The sequence below is a fragment of the Micromonospora sp. NPDC052213 genome (assembly GCF_040679695.1).
Classification (GTDB): domain Bacteria; phylum Actinomycetota; class Actinomycetes; order Mycobacteriales; family Micromonosporaceae; genus Micromonospora.
On record NZ_JBFAVI010000066.1, the window covers coordinates 1 to 13,798 of the forward strand.

Annotated in this window: 13 protein-coding genes; 4 read left to right on the forward strand and 9 right to left on the reverse strand. The window is 75.3% G+C overall.

Features of this window, described 5'->3' with window-relative positions:
• Positions 1-13 precede the first annotated feature (13 nt).
• From AB0L34_RS17650 to AB0L34_RS17670, 5 genes are all read right to left on the reverse strand, one after another.
• Positions 14-301, reverse strand: coding sequence for an Lrp/AsnC ligand binding domain-containing protein (locus AB0L34_RS17650; RefSeq protein ID WP_363705484.1), 288 nt, complete (start codon positions 299-301; stop codon positions 14-16).
• Positions 302-337: 36 nt separating this feature from the next.
• A complete protein-coding gene (locus AB0L34_RS17655; RefSeq protein WP_363705503.1) occupies positions 338-1,243 on the reverse strand; it encodes a sugar phosphate nucleotidyltransferase in 906 nt (301 codons plus the stop codon).
• A gap of 53 nt (positions 1,244-1,296) precedes the next feature.
• On the reverse strand, positions 1,297-1,839 hold the full coding sequence (locus AB0L34_RS17660) for an NUDIX domain-containing protein (RefSeq protein ID WP_350686134.1): 543 nt from the start codon (positions 1,837-1,839) through the stop codon (positions 1,297-1,299).
• Positions 1,840-1,894: 55 nt separating this feature from the next.
• Complete coding sequence (locus AB0L34_RS17665; protein WP_363705485.1) at positions 1,895-3,682, reverse strand: HD domain-containing protein; 1,788 nt, start codon at positions 3,680-3,682, stop codon at positions 1,895-1,897.
• A gap of 129 nt (positions 3,683-3,811) precedes the next feature.
• The gene (locus AB0L34_RS17670) at positions 3,812-5,566 is read right to left on the reverse strand and encodes a DEDD exonuclease domain-containing protein (RefSeq protein ID WP_363705486.1); all 1,755 of its coding nucleotides are present in this window, start codon (positions 5,564-5,566) and stop codon (positions 3,812-3,814) included.
• A gap of 127 nt (positions 5,567-5,693) precedes the next feature.
• Here AB0L34_RS17670 and AB0L34_RS17675 point away from each other — a divergent pair, with 127 nt between their 5' ends.
• Both AB0L34_RS17675 and AB0L34_RS17680 read left to right on the forward strand, forming a co-directional pair.
• On the forward strand, positions 5,694-7,253 hold the full coding sequence (locus AB0L34_RS17675) for an NYN domain-containing protein (RefSeq protein ID WP_363705487.1): 1,560 nt from the start codon (positions 5,694-5,696) through the stop codon (positions 7,251-7,253).
• Between the two features lie 143 nt (positions 7,254-7,396).
• Entirely contained in the window at positions 7,397-7,609 is a 213-nt protein-coding gene (locus tag AB0L34_RS17680) for a hypothetical protein (RefSeq protein WP_363705488.1), read from the forward strand.
• A 100-nt stretch (positions 7,610-7,709) separates the two neighbouring features.
• On the opposite strand, the gene AB0L34_RS17685 is transcribed toward AB0L34_RS17680, so the two are convergent.
• The 4 genes from AB0L34_RS17685 to AB0L34_RS17700 all read right to left on the reverse strand — a co-directional run bounded on the left by AB0L34_RS17685 (position 7,710) and on the right by AB0L34_RS17700 (position 10,982).
• On the reverse strand, positions 7,710-8,501 hold the full coding sequence (locus tag AB0L34_RS17685; RefSeq protein WP_363705489.1) for an ABC transporter permease: 792 nt from the start codon (positions 8,499-8,501) through the stop codon (positions 7,710-7,712).
• Positions 8,498-9,454 carry an ATP-binding cassette domain-containing protein gene (locus AB0L34_RS17690; RefSeq protein WP_363705490.1) on the reverse strand — a complete coding sequence of 319 codons (957 nt, stop codon included), beginning with the start codon at positions 9,452-9,454 and terminating at the stop codon, positions 8,498-8,500. Before AB0L34_RS17690 ends, AB0L34_RS17685 begins: the two co-directional genes overlap by 4 nt.
• 83 nt (positions 9,455-9,537) lie before the next feature.
• On the reverse strand, positions 9,538-10,383 hold the full coding sequence (locus AB0L34_RS17695; RefSeq protein WP_363705491.1) for a DUF4097 family beta strand repeat-containing protein: 846 nt from the start codon (positions 10,381-10,383) through the stop codon (positions 9,538-9,540).
• Between the two features lie 80 nt (positions 10,384-10,463).
• Positions 10,464-10,982, reverse strand: coding sequence for a hypothetical protein (locus tag AB0L34_RS17700; RefSeq protein ID WP_363705492.1), 519 nt, complete (start codon positions 10,980-10,982; stop codon positions 10,464-10,466).
• Positions 10,983-11,339: 357 nt separating this feature from the next.
• On the opposite strand from AB0L34_RS17700, the gene AB0L34_RS17705 reads away from it, so the two are divergent.
• Both AB0L34_RS17705 and AB0L34_RS17710 read left to right on the forward strand, forming a co-directional pair.
• Complete coding sequence (locus tag AB0L34_RS17705) at positions 11,340-12,599, forward strand: M48 family metallopeptidase (protein ID WP_363705493.1); 1,260 nt, start codon at positions 11,340-11,342, stop codon at positions 12,597-12,599.
• Positions 12,596-13,720 carry a glycosyltransferase family 4 protein gene (locus AB0L34_RS17710; RefSeq protein ID WP_363705494.1) on the forward strand — a complete coding sequence of 375 codons (1,125 nt, stop codon included), beginning with the start codon at positions 12,596-12,598 and terminating at the stop codon, positions 13,718-13,720. Before AB0L34_RS17705 ends, AB0L34_RS17710 begins: the two co-directional genes overlap by 4 nt.
• Positions 13,721-13,798: the final 78 nt, after the last annotated feature.

Below are 13,798 nucleotides of genomic sequence, written 5' to 3' on the forward strand. Positions count from 1 at the left end.
CCACCGGCTCGTGTCAGTCGGCGCTCGCGAGCCCGATCGCGAACGCCTCCTCCAGGTCGTGCTGGGAGTACGCCCGGAACGCGATGTGCGACTCGGTGTTCAGCACCCCCGGCACCTTGGAGATGCTGCCGGCGATCACCTTGGCGATCTGGTCGAACTCCCGCACCCGGACCACGGCGATCAGGTCGACGTGGCCGGCCACCGAGTAGACCTCGCTGACGCCGGGGAGGGCGGCCAGGGCCTCGGCCACCTCGGGGATGGAGTCGGTGGCGCAGTCGATCAGCACGATCGCGGTGATCACGGGACATTTCTCCGTTCGTCGGCGTCGTCGCCCATGCTAGAGCCTCGCGGGCCCCGGGAGCGGGGGTGTGGCGGGGACGGTGAGGGTGGCCCCCGCGCGGATCGCGTCGCGCAGGCGCTCGCCGGGGCCGACGGTGGCGCCCGGCCAGACGACGGCACGCTCCACGTCGCCCTGGACGACCGCGTCGGCGCCGACCACCGCCGCCCGGCAGCGGCCGGTCACCGTGGCCGTGGGCGCCACCAGGCTGCCGTCGCCGGCCGCGTGCAGGTTGGCCGCCAGGTAGTCGGCCGGGGTGCCGGTGTCGTAGAACGTGCCGGGGTAGGGCACGACGGTCAGCGCGCCGGCCGCCTCCGCCGGGCGCCAGACCGCCCGGACGAGGTCGCCGAACGTGACCGGCAGCTCCCGCACCAGCCGCCACGGCAGCAGCGAGAAGCCGGTGAACACGTGGCCGTCGAAGGTGCCCGGCGCCCGCGGGTCGGCGGCGGGCTGGCCGAGCAGGCGTACGGAGTCGCCGTCCCAGTCGCGCAGCAGCGCGGCGACGTCCGGCCCCGGGGGTCGCGCGGGGTCGGCGAGGTAGGCGTCGGCGTTGCCGACCAGCACCCCGCGCCCGGCGATCCAGTCCCGCAGGTTCGCCACCCCGCCGGCGGTGCCCAGCGGCGCGCCCGGTTCGACCGACAGGTGGGCGCGGTCCCCGACGTGCGCGACGACCTGCGCGCCGAGGTAGCAGGCGTTGACCGCGACCCGGGCCGGCCCGACCAGGCCGAGCCCGGCCAGCCGGTCCAGCGCCCGGTCCAGCAGCGGCACGTTGCCCACCGGGCAGAGCGCCTTCGGCAGCCGCTCGGTCAGCGGCCGCAGCCGGGTGCCCTCGCCGGCGGCGAGCACCACCGCGCAGACGTCGACCGGGACGGCGGCGGCGTGGGCCCGGTCGGCGGTGGCGGCCACGCCGTGGTCGGCCGGGGCGGTGGAGGCGGCCGCTCGGTCGGCCCGGTCGGCGTTCACGGTCGCGTGTCGGGCACCGGGGGCGGGAACTGTCCGGCCAGCGGCCCGATGTCGTAGTACGCGAGCAGCCGGGCGGTCGGCCAGGTCAGCTTGGGCAGGTCGTCCAGCGGGTGCCAGGCGGCCTCGAAGACCTCGGCGCCGTCGACCTTCAGCTCGGTGGTCGACGCCGGCACCTCGGCGGTGAACACCACGTCCACCCAGCCCTTGGCGTGCACGATCGCGTTGGGGACGGCGGGGCTCAGCTGGCGGGGGGAGAGGCGGATGCCGGACTCCTCGTACAGCTCCCGGGCGGCTCCCACCACCGGCGCCTCGCCCTTCTGCAACAGGCCGGCGGGCAGCCCCCAACCCCGGCCGGGCGGCTGGCGCAGCAGCAGCAGCCGCCCCGCCCCCTCGGCCTCGGCGTCGCGGACGAGGGTGACCGCGCCGACGATGTACTTCGGCACGGCCAGCCGGACCAGGCGGCGGCGCACCGGCAGCGGCAGCCGGTAGAAGACCTGGTAGGCGACGGCCCGGCCGGTGGCGCGCGAGCGGGGGATCATGAGTCCAGGCTAGTGGCCCCGAGGAACGTTCGGACGACCCGGGCCCGACGGGCGGTCACTGCCGGTGGTCCACCAGGTCGATGAGTTGGCGTACGACCGTGTCCGGCTCGATGACCCGGTCGAAGACCGCGACCAGCATCGTCTCCAGGTCGGGGTAGCCCAGTTCCTCCGACAGCCGCAGCAGCGGCAGGTCGCTGGCCAGCCCGCGGTCGTGCTTTCGCAGCGCCAGCCCGATGGTGGCCCGGCCGAGGCGGACCTTGTCGGTGATGGAGATGCCCGGCTCGGTGTGCTCGGCGAACCACCGGCTGATCTGCATCTGCGCGTGCGGCGACTTGACGAAGCCGAGCCACTCCCGGCGCGGGCCGCGGGGGGCGACGTCGGCGTCGAAGCCGTTCGCCGCGTCGGTCTCGGTGAAGATCTCCACCACGTCGCCCTCCTCCAGCGCGGAGGAGAGCGGGGCCAGCCGGCCGTTGATCCGCGCCGCCAGGCAGTGGTCGCCACGCTCGGTGCCCAGCTCGTACGCGAGGTCGACCGGGGTCGCCCCGGCCGGCAGCACGATCTGCCGCCCGTCGGCGAAGACCTGGATCTGGGTCTCGGCGAGGTCGCAGCGCAGGGACTCGAGGAACTGTGCCGGGTCGGCCGCGTCCTGCTCCCAGTCGAGCACCCGGCGCAGCCAGTCGAGCTGCTCCGCGCAGGCGGCCGTGCCGCCCGGCCGGGGGAAGCGGAAGTCGGCGGCGACGCCGTACTCGGCCGAGCGGTGCATCTCCTCGGTGCGGATCAGCACCTCCACGGTGCGGTCCTTGGGCCCGCAGACGCTGGTGTGCAGGGAGCGGTAGAGATTGTTCTTCGGGGAGGCGATGAAGTCCTTGAACCGGCCGGGGACCGGCCGCCAAAGGCCGTGGACCGCGCCCAGCGCCGCGTAGCAGTCGGTGGCCGGGCCGTCCACCACGATCGCGATGCGGGGCAGGTCGTAGGGGGCGGTGTGGCCGCCGGCCACGGTGTCCTTCCAGATCGAGTAGAGGTGCCGGGGGCGGGGGGTCACCTCGGCGTCGACCCGGTTCCGGCGCAGCGCCGACTTCGCCCGGGCGACCACCTCGTCGAGGTACGTGTCCCAGCCCGGCCGGTCGTGCACGTGCCGGGCGATGCGGGCGTGCTCCTCCGGCTCCAGGTGCAGCAGCACCACGTCGTCGAGCTCCCGCTTGAGCAACTGGATGCCGAGCCGGTCGCAGAGCGGGACCAGCACCTCCTGCGTCTTGCGGGCGATCCGCTCCCGGGACGCGGCGGACCGGACGCCCAGGGTGCGCATGTTGTGCAGCCGGTCGGCCAGCTTGATGATCAGGACCCGGACGTCCTTGCCGGCCGCGATGATCATCTTGCGGATCGTCTCGGCCTCGGCGGCCTTGCCGTAGAACGCCTTGTCGAACTTGGTCACCCCGTCGACCAGGTGCGCCACCTCCCGCCCGAAGTCCTCCGCGAGAGCCTGGAGCGTGTAGCGCGTGTCCTCCACGGTGTCGTGCAGCAGCGCGGCGACCAGGGTGGTGGCGTCCATGCCGATCTCGGCGCAGATCTGGGCCACGGCCAGCGGGTGGGTGATGTAGGGCTCGCCGCTCTTGCGGAACTGCCCACGGTGCATGTTCTCCGCGATGGTGTAGGCCCGACGCAGCACGGAGGGCTCGGTGCCCGGGTGGATCGTCCGATGAGTCCGGACGAGGTGGTTCACCGGGTCGGTCTCGGCGGTGGGCCAGCTCAGCAGCGACCGGAGCCGGCGGGTCAGCGGCAGCTCGCCCGGTTGGGTCGGAAGGGCGCCCCCCAGGGCGGCGCCGCGTCCGGCGTCGACGTCCACGTGGGACACCTCCTCACCCCGGCCCCACGGCCGCCGGGACCCGGCAACCGGGAGCAGGCCCACGAAACGGGCAGGACTGCACTTCTCTAACAGCCTAAGCGAGTCGACGTCGTCCGATCGGACACATGGTCATGAGCGTTCGGTCGAGAGTTGGTGGGACGCGGCGCTCTCGGCCTTGCTCAACAGGTCGCGGAAGCGCGCCGCGCCAGCCACCGGGGAAGCCCATCCGGAGGACATCTCGACCAGCCGGGTCTCGGGCCGTTCCAACCAGGACAGGATGCGTTCGGTCTCCTCCGCGGAGGCGTGCGGGACCGGGCCGTGGCCGGGCGGCACGGTCTCGGCGGTCGCCCGGATCGCGGCGATCGTCGGTCGAGGGTGGACGCCGGGCGGGGACACCCCCGCCCCGGCCAGCCGGCCGTACCGCACGAGGGCCAGCTCCCAGCCGCCCCGGGCCGCCGGGCGGGCCGCGGCCAGCTCGGCGATCCCGGTCAGCGCGGCCAGCCGCTGCATCCGCACCGTCGCCCGCAGCACCGCGGCCAGCCGCGAACGCACCACCGCCGCCTCCTCGTAGCGCTGGTCTCGGGAGAGCACCTCGATCCGGGCCAGCAGCGCGTCGACCACCGGCTGCGGGTCGCTGGCGGTCGCGGTGCGGAACGGCGCGACGGCACGGACGTCGTACTCCTCCGGGGTGATCCGGTGCTCGCAGGGCGCCGGGCAGCGGCCCAGCTCGGCCAGCGCGCAGGCCGGCGTCACCGTGCGCAGCGAGAGTCGGTGGGTGCACTGCCGCAGCGGCACGGCGTCGTGGAAGCCGGCGGCGGCCAGCTCCGCCGCCCGGCGGGAGCTGAACGGGCCGAGGTAGCCGGCGTCGCCGGGGGCGATGCTCCGGACCACCGAGAGCCGGGGGTAGGGACCGTCGGTCAGCTTCAGCCAGACCGCCCGCTCCGGAAACTTCGACCGCCGGTTGTACGGCGGCGCGTGCGCCCCGATCAGCCGCAGCTCGCGGACCTCCGCCTCCAGCGAGTGGGCGCACTCGACCGCCTCCACCCGCTCGGCCGCGGCGAGCATCTCGGAGATCCGGGCCCGCTTCTCGGCGGCGGTGAAGTAGCTGCGCACCCGGGTGGCGATGTCGCCGGAGGTGCCGACGTAGAGCGGCCGGTCGTCGGCGGCCCGGAAGATGTAGACCCCGGGCGCCTTGGGCAGCCCCTCCGCCAGGTGCCGCTTGCGCCGCTGGGTCGGGGTGACCGCCCGGGCGAACTCGATGGCGTCGCCGATCGTGTCGACCCGGTGCCCGCCGAGCCGGGCGATCAGCCCGTGCAGCACGTCGACGGTGGCCTTGGCGTCGTCGAGCGCCCGGTGGGTCGGCTGGGTGGCGGTGCGGAAGTAGGCCGCGAGGGTGCCGAGCTTGCGGTTGGGCACCTCGTCGCGGGTCAGCACCCGGCGGGCCAGCGCGGCGGTGTCGAGCACCCGGGGATTGGGCCAGCGGTAGCCGTGCTTCGCGCACGCGGCCTTCAGGAAGCCGACGTCGTAGGGGGCGTTGTGGGCGACCAGCACGGCGTCGGAGACGAACTCGAGGAAGCTCGGCAGCACCTGCTCGATCGGCGGGGCCGGGACCAGCATGGCCTGCGTGATGCCGGTGAGCACCGTGATGAACGGTGGGATCGGCACGCCCGGGTTGACCAGGGTGGCCAGCACGCCCAGCTCCTCGCCGCCGCGCACCTTCACCGCGCCGATCTCGGTGATCCCGCCGCCGTCCGGCGCGCCGCCGGTGGTCTCCAGGTCGACCACCACGAACGTCGTCGCGTACAGCGGCAGCGCGGGATCGATGCCGCCCGCGCCCGGGTCGAAGCCGGCCAGCGGCTCCTGGACGTACTCCGTCTGTGCCATCGGCGGCACGCTAGCGTCCCGGTCCGACACTCCCGTCCCACCGGCACCAGCCGTCACCACCGGTCTAGGATGAGAGATCGGCTCACTCACCGGGCGGTGGGCCCGGTCGCGGTGGGAGACTTGCCAGATGCCCCTCACCGAGCCGCACGACGACCGTCTCCCGCAGGAGGGGCCGGTCGACACCGTGCGCGACGCCGGTGGGGCCGGCCCCGACGAGGGCGGTCTGCCCGCGGCGGTCGAGCCGGGGCCCGAGGCGGCCGGTGTCGAGCCCGGTCGAAACGAGGCGGCCGAGGAGGTCGTCGCCGAGGGCCCGGCGGACGACGGGCCCACGCTTGAGGGGTCCGCGCCCGAGGGATCGGCGGACGACGGGTCCACGCCCGAGCCGGAACCCGTGCTGCCCGAGCCGGTCCGCCAGCGGATCGTGGCGCTCACCGCCGCCGTGCTCCCCGGGCTGCCCGCCGACGAGGTGCCGGTGCCGCTGCGCCGGGTCGCCAAGTTCGCCCCCAACCGCCGGGCCCGGCTCGGCGCCCCGGCGATCGCCGCCCAGCTCACCGGGGACCCGCTGTTCCGGCAGCGGATCACCGCCCGGGTGCTCGCCGACACCGGCGACCTGGGTGCGGCGGTGCTCGAGGGCACCGCGCCCGCCGCCGCCGACCCGGTCGAGGTGGCCGCGCTGGCCTACCTGGCCCGGCCCCGGGGGTGGCGGGAGCTGATCGAGGCCAGCGGCGCGGCCGTGCGCGCGGAGGCCGACAGCGCGGTCGTCGCCGAGCTGGTCCGCGAGGCCGAGCAGCGGGCCACCCGCGCCGAGCACGACCGGGCGGTGGCCCGGGTGGAGGCGGAGAAGCTCCGCGACGAGCTGGCCCGGGTGCGCGAGGAGCTCGGGCAGCTGCGCGAGGAGAGCCGGCAGCTGGGCCGGTCGCTGCGCGAGACGCAGGCCCGCGAGCGCAAGGCCAACGAGTTGCTGGCCACCGAGCGGGGCCGGGCCGCCCGGGCGGCGGCGGACGCCGACGCCGAGCTGCGCCGGGTCCGGGCCCGGCTGGCCGAGGCTGAGGCGGCGGCCGGGGTCGCCCGGGCCAGCGCCAAGGAGGCCCGGTCGGTGGACGACGCCCGGCTGTGGCTGCTGCTGGAGACCATCGGGCAGGCGGCCGTCGGGCTGCGTCGGGAGCTGGCGCTGGACCCGGTCGACAAGCTGCCCGCCGACTTCGTCGCCGACGCCTTCGCCGACCAGACCGCCGCCCCGGCGGCCGGCGCCGCCACCCGCGCCCGCGACACCGACGACCCGGCCCGCCTCGACCAGTTGCTGGCGCTGCCCCGGGCGCACCTCGTCGTCGACGGTTACAACGTCACCAAGCGCGGCTTCGGCGAGATGTCGCTGGAGCAGCAGCGCAAGCGGCTGATCACCGGTCTGGGCGGGATCGCCGCGCAGACCGGCGACGAGGTCACCGTGGTCTTCGACGGCGCGGAACGGATGCACGGGCTGCCCCCGTCGCCGCGCGGGGTCCGGGTTCTCTTCTCCCGCAAGGGCGAGACCGCCGACGAGCTGATCCGGCGCCTGGTCCGCGCCGAGCCGCCGGGCCGGCCGGTGGTGGTGGTCTCCTCCGACCGGGAGGTCGCCGACGGCGTACGCCGGCACGGCGCGTACCCGCTCGGGGCCGACTCGCTGCTGCGGCGGCTCGCCCGGTCCTGATCGGGGTGCTTGATCGCATTCCGGCGTCCGCGACCCCGTTGTCCCTTTCTGTCGTACCCCGCGCCTAGCGTCGTGGTGACCGACGGTGTTCGGGTGGCGACGGTGACGCCGCGCCCGGTCGCCGCAGCGCACCAGGAGGCGTGATGATCATCGACTGTGCGGGGTGCGGGATCCGGGGGAGCGGCTGCTCCGACTGCCTGGTCACCGCCCTGCTCGACGATTCGTCCCCGGCCGCCGGGCTGGGCGGTGCCGAGGCCCGGGCGGTCGAGGTGTTCGCCCGGGCCGGGTTCGAGGTGGAGGTGCTGTCCGCACCCCGGGTGGCCCGCCGGCCCGCCGGGCGGCACGAGGCCGCGTGACCGGGCCGGCCGCGGGTGCCGCGTCGGGACTCCGATCCGCACCGCGAGCACGGGTGCCCCCGACCGGCCGGGCGGTCGGGGGATCCGTGATCGGTGCGGGTCAGCGGGACGGGTCCCGGTTGAACAGCTTCTTCGCCCAGAGATAGCCGACCAGCGCGATGGCGGCGCACCAGGCCGCTGCGAGAACGGCGTTCGTCCCCACCGGCCCGCCGGTCAACAGCCCGCGCAGGGTCTCGATGATGGGGGTGAAGGGCTGGTACTCGGCGAACTGCCGCAGCCCGTCCGGCATCGAGTCGGTGGGCACGAATCCGCTGCCGATGAAGGGCAGGTAGGTCAGCGGCATGGGGAGGTTGCTCGCCGTCTCGACGCTCTTGGAGACCAGACCCATCGCGACCGAGAGCCAGGTGAACGCGAAGGTGGTCATGGCCAGCACCCCGGCCGCCGCGATCCAGGCCGTGACACCCGTGCTGGGCCGGAACCCGATGAGCAGCGCGACGCCGGTGACCACCGCCAGGCTGAGCATGGTCTGCACCATGCTGCCCAGGACGTGGCCGGTCAGCACCGACACCCGGGCGATCGCCATGGTCCGGAACCGGGCGATGATGCCCTCGGTCATGTCCATGGCGACCGACACCGCCGTCCCGGTGGCCGCCAGGCCGGTGGTTATCAGCAGGATCCCCGGGGTGACGTAGTCGACGTAGTCGCCCCGGTCGCCCGAACCGCCGCCCAGCCCGGCGCCGAGGGTCGCGCCGAAGACGTAGACGAACAGCAGCAGGAGCAGGATGGGCATGCCGGCGAGCAGCACCGTCATCGACGGGTAGCGCACCCCGCGTCGCAGGTTGCGGCGCAGCATCGTGCCGGAGTCGCGTACGGCGTAGGTCAGGGCGCTCATCGGGGGGTTCCCACCTTTTCGGGCTGGCCGGTGAGGGCCAGGAAGACGTCGTCGAGATCGGGCGTGTGCACCGACAGCGACTCCACGGCGATCGACCGGCTGTCCAGCAGGTCGAGCACGTTCCGCAGCGACCGGACACCGCCGTCGCTGGGCACGTGCAGGGTGAGTTCGGCGGCGTCGCGGGACGAGTCGCCGAGAGCGACCACGGCCGAGTCGAACCCGGCCCGGTCGGCGAAGCGCAGGCTGATGTGCCCGCCGGGGACGAGCCGTTTGAGTTCCGCCGCGCTGCCCTCCGCCACCAGCCTTCCGTGGTCGAGCACGGCGATCCGGTCGGCGAGCTGGTCCGCCTCCTCCAGGTACTGGGTGGTGAGGAAGATGGTGACGCCGTCCGCCACCAGGCCCCGTACGATCTGCCACATGGCCTGCCGGCTGCGCGGGTCGAGCCCGGTGGTCGGCTCGTCGAGGAACACCACGCGGGGGCGGCCGACCAGACCCATCGCCAGGTCGAGCCGCCGGCGCATCCCGCCGGAGTAGCTGGCGGCGGGCTTGCCGGCCGCCTCGACCAGGTCGAACATCCTGAGCAGGCTCCGCGTGCGCTGCCGCCCCTCGGCTCGGGACAGGTGGTGCAGGTCGGCCATGAGCCGCAGGTTCTCCTCGCCGGTGAGCAGGCCGTCGACGGCGGAGAACTGGCCGGTCACGCCGATCGCGGCGCGTACCGCGTCGGGCTCCCGGGCGACGTCGTGACCGGCGACCCGCGCCTCGCCGGAGTCGGCGCCGATCAGGGTGGACAGGATCTGCACGGTGGTGGTCTTGCCGGCGCCGTTGGGGCCGAGCAGCGCGAAGATCGTCCCCGCGGCGACGGTGAGGTCGATCCCGTCGAGCACCACGTGGTCGCCGAAGGACTTCCGGAGGCCGGCGACCGTGATGGCCGCCGGGGTCGAGTTGGGTGGCACGTCTTCTCCTTCCACGCCGGCCGTCGGGCCGGTCGGGGGCTGGGCCGGCCGCCGAGCCGGCCGGGAAGTGGTGGCGTGGGGGATCAGCGGCGGTGGATCACGATGTCGCCGAAGGAGGTCCGGGCGTTCACGCGTACGGCGCTCTCCGGCTCGCCGGGCGGTTCGTACGCCTCGAGGTGGTTGTCCACCCGGCCGAACTGGGTGTGCAGGTCGAGCAGGGCGGCGGTGCCGGAGCGCACGCCGATGTCGAGCCCGCCGCTCGCGGTCCTGACCGACACCGTGCCCGCCGAGACCTCGCCGATCCGGACGTCGCCGTTGGCGGTGGTGGCGGTGACCGAGGCGTGCGCGCGGTCGACGGCGATGTCGCCGTTGGCCGCCTTCACGCGCGCCTCGCCGGTGACGGTGCCCAGCCAGCTTTCGCCGTTGGAGTTCTTGACCACCGCGTCGCCCTCGACCTCCTGCACCCGGATCCGGCCGGATCCGGTGCTGATGCGGGCCTGGCCCGCGACGTGCTCCACCCGTACGCCGCCGGCGGAGGTGTCGAGATCGGCGTCGGCCGTGCGGTCCAGCTCGATGTCGCCGGCCGCGATCCGGATCCGGCAGTTGCCGAGCCGGCCGGCGCCGTGGAACGCCCCCGCGGAGGCATTGCCGTGCAGGTGTGAGCCGGCGGGCAGCGCGATCGTCACGTCGATCGAGCCGGGCTTGCCGACCAGGCCGAATCCGCGCTGCCGGGGCGCCTTGACCAGGAGCCGGCCGTCGGCGTACTCCACTCGGGTCTGTTCGGCGGCCCGGACGTCGGCGTCGGCGGCGGCGTTGCTCGGCCGGACGTCGACGACGGTGTCCGTGCGGTCGGTCGCGGTGATCCGGGCGTCACCGACGACCAGGTCGACGGTGGCCGAGATCGGCGCGGGGGTGTCGAATGTGGGCACGACGGTCCCTTCTGAACGGAGTGGACGTCCCGGAACGGGACGGATGGTCGGAGGTGGTGACGCGAACCGGTGGCGGGCGCTCAGCGAGCCCAGCCGGTGTAGCGCTCCCCGCCCCGGGGGGCGCGTCGCGGCGCGTGCCGGCCCGCCGTCCCGGTCGTCGCCACGGCGGCGGTCGCCGCCCGGACGAGCCAGGCGTTGACGGAGAGGCCGTCGCGGGCGGCCGCCTCCTCGATGCGGTTCTTGAGGTGCTCCGAGAGGCGGAAGCTGATCCGCGAGGTGGCGCCCTCCTCGGTGTCCGCCGGTGGGGGGGTGACCGGCTCGGGAGCCTCGGGCTCGCCCTGGAACTCGGGGCCGGTCGGCGGTGGCGTCACGACGAAGCTCGGCTCGCGCCCGCGCAGGCGCAGCTCGACCGAACCGGGTGCCAGGTCGCGGGTGATCTCCGCCGCCGCGGCGGTCAGCGCGTCCAGCAGCGCCAGACGGAGCGCCGACTCGAGCGGCCCGGCCAGTCGCTCGGCCAGCGCCCGGGCCTCCTCGCCGCCGAGTTCGGCGACGCCGGCCAGCTCCTGCCGGAGGTTGTCGACATACGACGTCAGGTCCATGACGCCACTATGACATCATCACGACGTCACAGCAAGGCGCTTGTGGCGTCGGATGGCGTCATGATGGCGCGCGATGGCGTCGGTGGGGCACGACGGTGGCCGACGCCGGGGCTGCGACAGCCACGCCCGGCCTCGGCGGGCCGCCAAGGAGGGCAGCCGGCGGCGGGGTGCGGGTCCGGTCGGGGCGGGCGCCGCCGACGCGGGCAATAGGATGGGCGCTCACGGCGGGAGGGAGCGGCGCATGACGCGGGTACGGCGCGGTGGCGGCAGCCCCGCCGCGATCGGCGGCGCCGCGGGCCCCGGACGGTCGCGGGCGGTGCCACGGGCGGGCCGCCGCGCGGTGCCGGGTGGGCCCCGGTGAGCCCGCGCGGCTGGGCGGTGCTGACCCTGGTCGGCCTGACCGTGGCCCTGGTGGTGACCGCCGCGGTGCTGATCCCGTGGCAGCGCCCGCCCGCGCCGCGGGCCGACCAGTTGGCCGCGCTGGGTGACCTCCCCGCCGACCAGGTGGCCCGCGGCCGGGAGTTCCGCTCCGCGCTGCGCCCCGCCGGCTGGGCCGCGCTGGCCCTCGGCCTGCTGGTCGCCCTGGCGTTCGGCCTCACCCCGCTGGGCAGCCGGCTGGTCGAGCTGGCCGGCCGTCCCTTCGGCGGCCACTGGATCGCCCAGGCCGTGCTCGGCGGGCTCGCCGTGGTGCTCGTCGCCGACCTGGTCACCCTCCCGTTCGCCGCCTGGCGCCAGAGCGTGCTCACCCGCTACGGGCTCGCCACCAACGGCTGGAGCGGCTGGACCGTCGACCTGCTCAAGTCGTACGCGGTCAGCGCCGTCATCGGCGCGGTGGCGCTGCTCGGCTTCTACACCGTCATCCGGCTGTCGCCGCGCTGGTGGTGGGCGTTCGGCGCGGCCGGCGCCGCGACCCTGGTGGTGCTGCTCTCCTTCGTGCTGCCGGTGCTGGTGGAACCGGTGTTCAACAGGTTCACCCCGATGGAGCAGGGCCCGCTGCGCACCGAGCTGATGACGATGGCGGCGCGCGACGGCGTCCCCGTACGCGACGTGCTGGTCGCCGACGCCTCGCGGCGCACCCGGGCGGTGAACGCGTACGTCTCGGGCCTCGGGCCGACCCGGCGGGTGGTCGTCTACGACACGCTGCTGCGCGAGGCGACGCCCGCCGAGGTGACCGCCGTCGTGGCGCACGAGCTGGGGCACGCCAAGGACCGCGACGTGGCGGTCGGCACGCTGACCGGGGCGCTGGGCGCCGCCGCCGCGGTGGTCGCACTCTACCTGATCGGGTCCTCCGGCCCGCTGCTGCGGCTGGCCGGCGTCGACTCGGTCGCCCAACCGCGCGCCTTCCCCCTGCTGATCGCCCTGGTGACGGTCGCCGGGCTGGTCTCCACCCCGGTACAGGCGCTGATGTCGCGGCGGGTGGAGGCACGCGCCGACGCGCACGCGCTGGCCCTGACCGGCGACCCGGCCGCCTTCGAGGCGATGCAGCGCCGGCTCGCCGGGATCAACCTGGCCGACCCCGATCCGCCGCGCTGGGAGTACCTCTACTCCGCCACCCACCCGTCCACGGTCGAGCGGATGGCCGCCGCCCGCGCCCACGCCAGGGAGGCCGGCCGATGAGCCGTACGCTGCTGATCACCAACGACTTCCCGCCCCGTCCGGGCGGCATCCAGTCCTTCGTGCACAACCTCGCGGTGCGCCAGCCCGCCGGCTCGGTGGTCGTCTACGCCTCGACCTGGCGCGGCGCGGAGAAGTTCGACGCCGACCAGCCCTTCGAGGTGGTCCGGGAGCGCACCGGCGTGCTGCTGCCCACCCCGCCGGTGGCCCGCCGGGCCGCCCGGCTGGCCGGGGCGTACGACTGCGACACCGTGTGGTTCGGCGCGGCGGCCCCCCTCGGGCTGCTCGCCGCCGGCCTGCGGCGCCGGGCGGGCATCCGCCGGGCGGTGGCGCAGACCCACGGCCACGAGGTCGGCTGGGCGGCGCTGCCGGGCGCCCGGGCCGCGCTGCGCCGGATCGGTCGCGGCGTGGACGTGACCACCTACCTGGGCGAGTACACCAGGGTGCGGCTGGAGCGGGCGCTGCACGGGGTGACCGAGCTGCACCGGCTCGCGCCCGGGGTGGACGTGGACACCTACCACCCGTCTGTCGACGGCGAACCGGTGCGGCGTCGGCTCGGCCTGGCCGACCGCCCGGTGGTGGTCTGCGTCTCCCGGCTGGTGCCGCGCAAGGGCCAGGACATGCTGATCCGGGCGATGCCCGAGATCCGCCGGCGGGTGCCCGACGCCGCGCTGCTGGTGGTCGGCGGCGGGCCGTACCGGGCCACGCTGGAGAAGCTGGCACGCCAGGCGGGGGTCGAGCGGGACGTGGTCTTCACCGGCTCGGTGCCGTCCGCCGAACTGCCCGCCCACTACGCCGCCGGCGACGTCTACGCGATGCCGTGCCGCACCCGCAACCGGGGGCTGGACGTCGAGGGGCTCGGGATCGTCTACCTGGAGGCCTCCGCGACGGGCCTGCCGGTGGTGGCCGGCGACTCCGGCGGCGCGCCGGACGCCGTCCGCGAGGGCGAGACCGGGTTCGTGGTGCGCGGCCGGGACGTCGCCCAGCTCGCCGACCGGGTGGCCACGCTGCTCGCCGACCGCGACCTGGCCCGCCAGTTCGGCGCGGCCGGTCGCGCATGGGTGGAGCGGGAGTGGCGCTGGGAGACCCAGGCGCGGCGGATGGCGGCCCTGCTGGCCGGCTGACGCCCGGCTGGTGTCCGCCTGGCGGGGCGCCGGGTGTGCCCGCCTGCGCGCTGTTTGAGCTGCCCCGTCCATGAGACC

What these genes read in the sequence shown, in the direction of transcription:
- AB0L34_RS17700 (WP_363705492.1), bottom strand. Translation starts at nt 10,982, where the DNA reads ATGGACCTGACGTCGTATGTCGACAACCTCCGGCAGGAGCTGGCCGGC.
- AB0L34_RS17685 (WP_363705489.1), bottom strand. Translation starts at nt 8,501, where the DNA reads ATGAGCGCCCTGACCTACGCCGTACGCGACTCCGGCACGATGCTGCGC.
- AB0L34_RS17670 (WP_363705486.1), bottom strand. Translation starts at nt 5,566, where the DNA reads ATGGCACAGACGGAGTACGTCCAGGAGCCGCTGGCCGGCTTCGACCCG.
- AB0L34_RS17710 (WP_363705494.1), top strand. Translation starts at nt 12,596, where the DNA reads ATGAGCCGTACGCTGCTGATCACCAACGACTTCCCGCCCCGTCCGGGC.
- AB0L34_RS17660 (WP_350686134.1), bottom strand. Translation starts at nt 1,839, where the DNA reads ATGATCCCCCGCTCGCGCGCCACCGGCCGGGCCGTCGCCTACCAGGTC.
- AB0L34_RS17675 (WP_363705487.1), top strand. Translation starts at nt 5,694, where the DNA reads ATGCCCCTCACCGAGCCGCACGACGACCGTCTCCCGCAGGAGGGGCCG.
- AB0L34_RS17680 (WP_363705488.1), top strand. Translation starts at nt 7,397, where the DNA reads ATGATCATCGACTGTGCGGGGTGCGGGATCCGGGGGAGCGGCTGCTCC.